Origin of the sequence: Acidovorax sp. HMWF029 (genome assembly GCF_003060895.1) — a bacterium.
Lineage (GTDB): Bacteria > Pseudomonadota > Gammaproteobacteria > Burkholderiales > Burkholderiaceae_C > Acidovorax.
The window spans coordinates 2793-11261 of the sequence record NZ_QAIH01000170.1 but is presented as its reverse complement, the minus strand read 5'-3'; the positions used below and the strand labels follow the sequence as shown (position 1 = coordinate 11261).

Here is an 8469-nt window from a genome sequence, read left to right as displayed (position 1 = left end):
GGTTTGGCCTTTGATCACTGCCGCGATGGGCATGGGGCCGCTGGCGGTGGGTAAATAGATGTATTGGGCGGTGCCTGTGCTGTTGCTGCCGCCCGAGCCGTATTCGCCCAGCAGGCTGCCGTCTTCTGCGTAGATGTAGCTGTAGCCCAGTTTTTCTGCATCGCTGGTGCTGGGGCTCCAGAGTTTGCTGAAGAAGTTCAGGATTTGCTGGATGAGGCCGGGCGGCTCGCCCTGCGGTTCGTCGTCGTCGGCCAGCAGGTTGTTGAGGTTTTGCCGGTTTTGTTGCCGGTGCTGGTGCTGGCGTACAGCGGCTCGGTCTTGAACACGCGCTGGCCCAGGCCGTTGTGGGCGTATTTGGTGGTGGGGGCGTCTTCGCCCTGGCCGGTGCTGGAGCTTTCCATGCGGCCTTCGCTGTCGTAGCGGTAGGTGGTCAGGCCGTCGCCCAGCAGGTCGCCTGCGCTGTTGTATTGGTAGGTGACGCTGGTGCTGGTGCTGGTGCTGGCGCTGTTGCCTGTTGCGCTGGTGGCGGTTTGCTTGAAGCCCAGCAGGCGGTTGTGGCTGGCGTCGTACTGGTAGGTGGTGGTGCGCACGTTGTCGCCCATCTGGGTGATGCGGCCCAGGGTGTCGTACTGCACGGTCCAGGTGGTGTCGGCGCGGGCCAGGGTGCTTTGCAGCGGGTTGGTGCTGCCGGGCTTCCAGAGGTTCTGCGTGAGGCTGGTGATGCGGCCTGCGCTGTTGTACTGGTAGCTGCTGAACTCGGTGGCTGTGAGCTGGCCTGCGGTGTTGCAAGCCCGTGTAACGCTGCAGGCCACCGCACCCCGCCCCAATCCGTTCACAATGGCGCTGGCCTGGATCCCGGGCCTTACCGCATCCCACCCAACCGTGGCGCCCGCTGCCACAGGAGGAGCGCCCCGTGCAGCAGACCCCCGCCCGACGCCGTGCCCGACCGCCGCGCAGCCCTGCGCCCCTGGGGGCCCCGGTGGGCGAAACCCCTGGCCTGTTGCAGCGCGCGCAGCTGCTTCCTGTGCCCAGCACCTTGCTGATCCCTTTGGCGGCGCGGGCGCGGGGGGCGCGCTACTTTCCGTGGCTGGACTGCCGCGATGCCGTCGCGGGCGAGTTGTTGCAGCGCCTGGGCGCCGATGTGAATGCGTTGCTGGATGACCTGCCCACCGTGTTCCAGGTGCTGTGGCGCACCAGGGCCGTCAAGGATGCGGGGCGCGCTTTTTTTGCGGCGCATCCGCAGGGCCTGGGGGCCAACCTGGGGTGTGGGCTTGCGCAGCATTTCCAGTGGCTGGATGCGGGCGCCAACCAGTGGCTGGATGCCGACCTGCCCGAGGTGATGGCGCTGCGCCAGCAGCTGCTGCCGGTGTTGGGCCCGCGCATGCGGCAGGCCGGTGTGGACCTTACCCAGCCCGGCTGGTGGCAGCGCCTGGGGCTGCCACCGCGCAGCAGCGCGCAGCCGGTGCTGCTGGTGTGCGAGGGGGTGCTGATGTACCTGCAGCCCGCGCAGGTGCAGGCCGTGCTGGCCGAGTTTGCGCAGCGTGCGCCCTGCGGCTCGCGCATGGTGCTGGATGTGCTGACGCGCCAGGCCGTGGGCAGTGCGGCGCGCAACCCCAGCGTGGGCCCCACGGGGGCCGAGTTTTGCTGGGGTGTGGGCCGCATGGCCGAGCTGGCCGCAGTGCACCCGCGCCTGCGGCTGCTGCGTGAGCAGAGCGCTGCCGAAGGCTGTGGCTGGGCGGGCATCGCGCTGGATGCGCTGTGGCGGCCCTGGCTGGGGGCGCCGGTGTATGGGGTGGCCACACTCGGGGTCGAGGATGGCTTCGCCTGAGCCGCTCTATATCTGTCGTGGTTCCGTTGCCGGCCCGGGCGACAGCAACCGCATCCAAGCGGGCGCTTTGCCCGTGAGCTGCCCCACGATGGCCGCCTGCAGCGGTGGCAGGCGCCGTGCGCCTTGCAGCACCAGCTGGCGCAGCAGGCGCGGCACCGGGCGGGCGTCGGTGTACAGGCGCACGATGGCGTTGGTGCCCTGGTAGATGGGCCAGGCGTGGCGGTGGTGGCCCTGGGCGTAAGGGGCCAGCGCGTCGGCGCTGCCAATGTCCTGCCCGCGCTGGCGCGCGCTCACCAGCGTGGCCGTGAGCCGCTCCACCCCCGCCAAACCCAGGTTGTAGCCGTGGGCCGTGACAGGGTGCATGCCCACTGCGGCGTCGCCCAGCAGCGCGCAGCGGTGGCCCGCAAAGCGCTGGGCATACACGGCCACCAGCGGGTAGGCATATCGCTCGCCCACCAGCGCCATGGGGCCCAGCCGGTCGTTGAACTGGGCCTGCACCTGGGCGGCAAAGGCTTCGGGGCTTTGGGCCATCAGCGCTGCCGCGTCTGCCGCACCCGCCGTGACCACCACCGAGCACAGCGCGTGCCCCGCTTGGGGGTCATCCGGCAGGGGCAGCACGGCCAGGGTGCGGTCGTAGCCAAAACATTCGTGCGCCACACCGCCATGGGGCAGGGTGTGGCGCATGTGGCAGACGATGACGGTGCGGCCAAAGTCGGTCATCTGCGCGCCCAGGCCGAGCTGGCGGCGCGTGGCTGAGAAGCGGCTGTCGGCGGCCACCAGCAGCGGGGCCGTCAGGCGCTGGGGCGTGGTGGGGTCGCCAGGGGCGGTGGGCACGCAGTCCAGCTCGGCATGGCCGGGCAGCGTGGCCACGCGGGTGACCTGGGTGCCGGTGAGCAGGCGCACGCCCGGCGTGTGTGCCGCCACGGCGTGGGCCGTGCGGCGCAGCGCATGGTTGGGCACGATGAAACCCAGCGGGTCGCCGGGGGCGGGGCCTGCACGGCCTGCGCCGTTGGCTGCGTTCAGCTGCAGCGCGCTGTGGCGGCCCAGCGGGCCGTCGTGCACCTGGGCCTCGGCGATCTGGCCTACCTCGTGGTCTGCCAGATGGGCCCAACTGCCCAGCCTCTGCAGCGTGGCCCGGCTGGGGTGGGTGAGGGCGATCTCACGGCCATCGGGCGCGGGCTGGGCCAGGGCGCTGTCGCTCTGCTGCTCGACCACGGTGGCGGTGAAACCGGCCTGGGCCAGGGAGATGGCCAGCGACAGGCCCGCCGGGCCTGCGCCGACGATGAGCACGTCGCTGTGGTGGGTGGTGGTCATGGCAGGGAGAAATCGAACAAGGCGAAGCAGGGCCGAACAGGGCCGGGCTTGTCCAGACAAGGCATCTGGGGTGCCCGCCATTGTGGGCGCGGCCTGCGCGGCGGGTTTTGCCCTGGGTCAAGCGGCTGCGCGGGTGAATGCTATTTAAATGATAGCTATCAAGGCAATGCCAGTGCGCGGAAACGGCCAAAAAACCTTCAAATTTGAGGCCCCCGGCCAGGTGCTGCGCACGGTGGGTTGGTTCCCACCGCCACCGTCGCTCAGGCGCTCAGTCCTTGGCGGCCTTGCGTGTGCCCTTGGCAGATTTCTTCTTGGCCCCGCCCGCCTTTTTGCCGCGCAGGTGCAGCCCCCAGGTCACCAGCAGCCACAGGTATGACGCGGGGATGCTGTACGCAGCAACGGCGGCCAGCGACAGCGGCGGCGCGGTGATGGAGCGCGGGTTGCCGATGAGGGCCAGCAACTGGCGCGTGCCCGTGCCCACTTCAGGGGTGGTGTGCTGGCTGCCCGAGCGCGCCATGAGCGCGCCCATGAAGGTGAAAAACTCCATGAGCAGCGCCCCGATCAGAAAACACGCAGCCAGTGCCAGCAACTGCGCAAACGCCCGTCGGTTGCCCTTGGCCAGAAAAACGATGGCCGACACCAGCACCAGGGCGGGCAATACAAGGACCACGGCGGGCCAGGCGGACATGAGCAGGGGCATGGGTATCGGTATCAGTATCGGTATCAGCCGCGAAGCAAAGAGAGGAGACAGAGGGGCGCGGGGGCAGGTGTGGCTGCGGATGATAGACGCATGCACCCTGCCTCTCCCCAGGCGCACAAGCGGTGCGCCGGGCGTCGGTCTACGGCTGTGGCGGCGTGGCCGGGTCCGCCATCTCGCGCAGGCGGCGGCGCAGGGCGCGGTCGCGGCGGTCTTCGGCCTCCCAGTCCTCCTTCACGCCGCGCCACAGGGCCAGTGCCATGAGCAGGATCACGGCGGTGAATGGCAGGGCGAACACGATGGTGGCGGTCTGCACGGCCTTCACGCCCCCAGCCAGCAGCAGGCTGATGGCAATGCCCGAAATCAGCAGACCCCAGATCACCTTGACGCGTGCCGAGGGGTTTTCCTGCCCGCCGGTGCTCATCATGCCCAGCACCAGCGTGGCCGAGTCGCCCGAGGTGACGAAGAACACCAACACCAGCACAGTAGCCACCCCCGACATCACGGCCCCCCAGGGCAGTGCGTGGAACATGGCAAACATCGCGGTGGAGATATCGGCGTTGACCGCATCGGCCAGGGGCACGCCTTGCATGATCTGCAGGTGCAGCGCTGCACCGCCGAACACCGAAAACCATACAAACGCCGCCAGCGTGGGCGCCAGCACCGTGCCCAGGATGAACTCGCGGATGGTGCGCCCGCGCGAGACGCGGGCGATGAACAGGCCCACGAACGGCGACCAGCTTACCCACCAGGCCCAGTAAAACACCGTCCAGTTGCCCACCCAGTTGCTGTCGCGAAAGGGTGTCATGCGCAGGCTCATGCGCACGAAGTCGCTCAGGTAACTGCCCAGCGTATTGGTGAAGGTGTCGATGATGACGACGGTGGGCCCGAGCACCAATACCGCCAGCGCCAGCAGCGCCGCCATGATGAGGTTGAAGGTGGACAGCCACTTGATGCCGCGCCCCAGGCCCGACACCGCAGAGACCAGGAACAGTGCGGTGGTAGCCACAATGATGCCCACCTGCCAGGCCGCGCCCACCGGCATGCCCAGCACGGTGTGCAGCCCGCTATTGATCTGCAGCGCCCCCATGCCCAGCGAGGCCGCCACACCAAACGCGGTTGCGATCACAGCCAGGATGTTGACCGCGGGGCCGATGTGCTGCAGCGGCCCCCACGGCAATGCAAGCACTGCCGTGCTGGCGAGCGCCGAGCCGCCTTTGCGGAACTGAAAAAACGCAATCGCCAGCGCCACGATGCTGTACACCGCCCAGGGGTGCAGCCCCCAGTGGAAGAAGCTGTAGCGCATTGCCGCGTTGGCCGCCTCGGGCGTGCCCGGCACAATGCCGGGCGGCGGGGTGCCGTAGTGCGATATGGGCTCGGCCACGCCCCAGAACACCAGGCCAATGCCCATGCCTGCAGCAAACAGCATGGCAAACCATGCGCCGATGGAGAACTCGGGCTCATCGTCTTCCTGGCCCAGTTTCAGGTCGCCATAGCGGCTGAAGGCCAGCACCAGCGCCATCACCACCAGGCCCAGCACCACCCACAGGTAGAACCAGCCGAAGTTGCGCGTGATGGCTGCCAGGGCCGTGTCGAACACGGCCCCGAGAGAGTCCGGCGCTGCCACACCCCAGAGCACGATGGCGAGGATCAGCCCCGCCGAGACAAGAAGTTCCATGGATCACCTTTCTGACATTCGGAAAATGGGATGTACCCACCGTACCCACCGTACCCACCGCAGCGTTGCGCGAACGCACCCGCATGCATGCCTGCACACCAGCTTGCCCATGGGGCGATGAGGCCCGAAAAAGCGGCGCAGCACAAGCCGCCGCGCCTGCGCAGACGGCACACGAGCAGGGCCAAAGAGAGATGGCGCGGGCGGGGGCCGCAGGGCCACTGCACCCGCCGGTACATCGCGGGAGTCGGACCGCGCCCGGCACACCGCGTGTGCTTGCGGGGCGCGCTGGCTGCGCACCCCGCCGTGGTGTGGCCCGGTGCCGATGCGCGCAGCGGTGGCGCGGCAAGGCGGGCAAGGGCAAGAAAGAAGAAAACAAAAACTCTGCGCCGTGCGCAGAACGGGGGAGGCCGGCAGTTTAGGCAATGCCCGCGCGGGGCGCAGCGCAATACCGCAGTCAAGCCCAGGGATGCTATGCATGCTGTCAATTTGGAGACGGGCTGGCATGGCCAGCGCGCGGGGGCGCTGGTACGCTGCGTCGCCATGGAGACAACACACAACACCCCGCCCTACATCCCCCAGATCCGCCTGTACCAGAACTGGCTGCGCGATGCACGGGGCCTGCAGTTCGACAGCTACGACGCGCTGTGGCGCTGGTCCACCACCGAGCTGGATGCGTTCTGGCAAAGCGTGTGGGACTACTTTGAGCTGCAGTCGCCCACGCCCCACACCGCCGTGCTGGCCAACAACACCATGCCCGGTGCGTTGTGGTTCCCTGGCGCCCAGGTCAACTACGCGCGCCAGGCGCTGCGGCATGTGGATGCCGCCCACGCGGCGGGCCTGCCTGCCATCATCAGCCGCAACGAAAAGGGCCAGCACCGCGAGCTGAGCTGGCCCGAGCTGCGCCGCCAGGTCGCGTCGCTGGCGCTGCACCTGAAGGCCCGGGGCGTCCAGCCTGGCGACCGCGTGGCCGCCTACCTGCCCAACGTGCCCGAGGCCATGATTGCCTTTCTGGCCACCGTGAGCATTGGCGGCGTGTGGAGCATCTGCGCGCCCGACATGGGCACGCATGCGGTGCTGGACCGCTTCCGCCAGATCGAGCCCACGGTGCTCATCGGCGTGGACGGCGTGAGCTACGGCGGGCGCGACCATGACCGCCGCCCCGTGCTGGCCGAGCTGCGCGAGGCCCTGCCCAGCGTTCAGCACGCGGTGCTGCTGGGCAATCTGGATGCTTCTGTTTCGATGGCTGGTTGGGCGAGCTGGACGGGCGCAACGGTCCAAAACGATGCAGAAACCGCAGCCTTTGAGCCGATGTGGCTGCCGTTTGACCACCCGCTGTGGATTGTCTATTCGAGCGGCACCACCGGGTTACCGAAGCCCATCGTGCACGGCCACGGCGGCACGGTGCTGGTGGCGTTGCAGCTGAAGGTGCTGCACAACGACATCGGCTGCAGCTACGCGCCCAACAGCTTTGGCGAGCGCTACCACTGGTACAGCTCCACCGGCTGGGTGATGTGGAATGCGCAGCTCAGCGGTCTGCTCTCGGGCACCACCTGCGTGATCTACGACGGCAACCCCGGCGGCAGCAAGGACCACCCTGACTGGGGCGTGCTGTGGCGCTTTGCGGCCGAGACGGGGGTGACCTTTTTCGGCGCGGGCGCGGCGTTTTTTGCCAATTGCATGAAGGCGGGCATCACGATCAGTGACTATGGCGACCTGACGCGCATCCGCGCGCTGGGCACCACCGGCTCGCCACTGTCGCCCGAGGTGCAGGAATGGGGCTCGGCGCAGTTTGAGGCGCTGGGCACCAAAGACATCTGGTGGAACAACATCTCGGGCGGCACGGATTTTTGCGGTGCCTTCATCGGCGGCCACCGCGAGATGCCCCAGGTGCCGGGCGAGATGCAGTGCCGCATGCTGGGCGCGGCCGTTCAGGCGTGGGACGCAGAGGGCCGCCCCGTGCAGGACGCGGTGGGCGAGCTGGTGTGTGCGCAGCCGATTCCGTCGATGCCTTTGTTCCTGTGGGGCGACAAGGACGGCTCACGTTATTTGTCGAGCTACTTCGACATGTACCCCGCAGGCCATGGCCGTCAGCCCGGCGATGGCGATGGCCCCGCCGCGATGGGTGCAGTCTGGCGCCATGGCGACTGGCTCAAGATCGGCGCCAACGGCGGCTGCGTGATCTATGGCCGCTCTGATGCCACCATCAACCGCCACGGCCTGCGCATGGGCACGAGCGAGATCTACAGCGCCGTCGAATCCCTGCCCGAGGTGCTCGACAGCCTGGTGGTGGACCTGGAGTACCTGGGCCGCGAGAGCTACATGCCTCTGTTTGTGGTGCTGCGCCCTGGCTACGCGCTCGATGACGCATTGCGCGCGCGCATCAACGGCGCCGTGCGCACCGCTTTAAGCCCGCGTTTTGTGCCCGACGACATCTTTGTGGTGGCCGAGGTGCCGCGCACTTTGAGCGGCAAGAAGCAGGAGCTGCCCATCAAGAAACTGCTACTGGGCCAGCCCATTGAGAAGGTCGTGAACAAGGACGCGATGGCCAACCCGGGGTGCCTGGACTGGTATGTGGCGTTTGCGGCTGAGCGGGCTGAAAAGCTACGAAATGCATAGCTATTCAGGCTTGCTGTACGGGCGGTGTCGGCTATTTTTGCTCGATTTTTTGCATGGCCATGCTGCTGGGACGGGCCAAATTCATTGGAGCACCAGCGGCGCCGTTGTGCGACTCCCTCTCCCCCCGTGGGAGAGGGTGGGGGAGAGGGGGCCTGTGCCAAGGGGCAGTGCTGCACCACCCCCTCTCCCCGGCCCTCTCCCGCGAGGGGAGAGGGAGTGTTCAGGGGCGCCATGACCGACGGGGGCGGTAGCAGACTGCCCCGCCCCTCAATCCGTCAATCCAGCTTCGCGCCGGACGCCTTGATCAAGCGCTCCCACACCGGTCGTTCCTTCGCA

6 protein-coding genes are annotated in these 8469 nt (G+C 68.0%); 2 read left to right on the top strand and 4 right to left on the bottom strand.

Annotated elements, in window-relative coordinates:
• Nucleotides 1–197 precede the first annotated feature (197 nt).
• Nucleotides 198–836 (bottom strand): hypothetical protein, encoded by a 639-nt coding sequence (locus DBR12_RS11895; RefSeq protein ID WP_146185523.1) that lies wholly within the window; start codon nt 834–836, stop codon nt 198–200.
• A gap of 77 nt (nt 837–913) precedes the next feature.
• Here DBR12_RS11895 and DBR12_RS11890 point away from each other — a divergent pair, with 77 nt between their 5' ends.
• Nucleotides 914–1828, top strand: coding sequence for a class I SAM-dependent methyltransferase (locus DBR12_RS11890; RefSeq protein WP_233244410.1), 915 nt, complete (start codon nt 914–916; stop codon nt 1826–1828).
• A 6-nt stretch (nt 1829–1834) separates the two neighbouring features.
• On the opposite strand, the gene ubiM is transcribed toward DBR12_RS11890, so the two are convergent.
• From ubiM to DBR12_RS11875, 3 genes are all read right to left on the bottom strand, one after another.
• Nucleotides 1835–3142 (bottom strand): 5-demethoxyubiquinol-8 5-hydroxylase UbiM, encoded by a 1308-nt coding sequence (ubiM, locus tag DBR12_RS11885; RefSeq protein ID WP_108617428.1) that lies wholly within the window; start codon nt 3140–3142, stop codon nt 1835–1837.
• A gap of 268 nt (nt 3143–3410) precedes the next feature.
• On the bottom strand, nt 3411–3842 hold the full coding sequence (locus DBR12_RS11880; protein WP_108617427.1) for a hypothetical protein: 432 nt from the start codon (nt 3840–3842) through the stop codon (nt 3411–3413).
• Nucleotides 3843–3981: 139 nt separating this feature from the next.
• The gene (locus tag DBR12_RS11875) at nt 3982–5517 is read right to left on the bottom strand and encodes a BCCT family transporter (protein WP_108617426.1); all 1536 of its coding nucleotides are present in this window, start codon (nt 5515–5517) and stop codon (nt 3982–3984) included.
• 540 nt (nt 5518–6057) lie between these two features.
• On the opposite strand from DBR12_RS11875, the gene DBR12_RS11870 reads away from it, so the two are divergent.
• Entirely contained in the window at nt 6058–8133 is a 2076-nt protein-coding gene (locus tag DBR12_RS11870; protein WP_108617449.1) for an acetoacetate--CoA ligase, read from the top strand.
• The last annotated feature ends 336 nt before the right edge of the window (nt 8134–8469 follow it).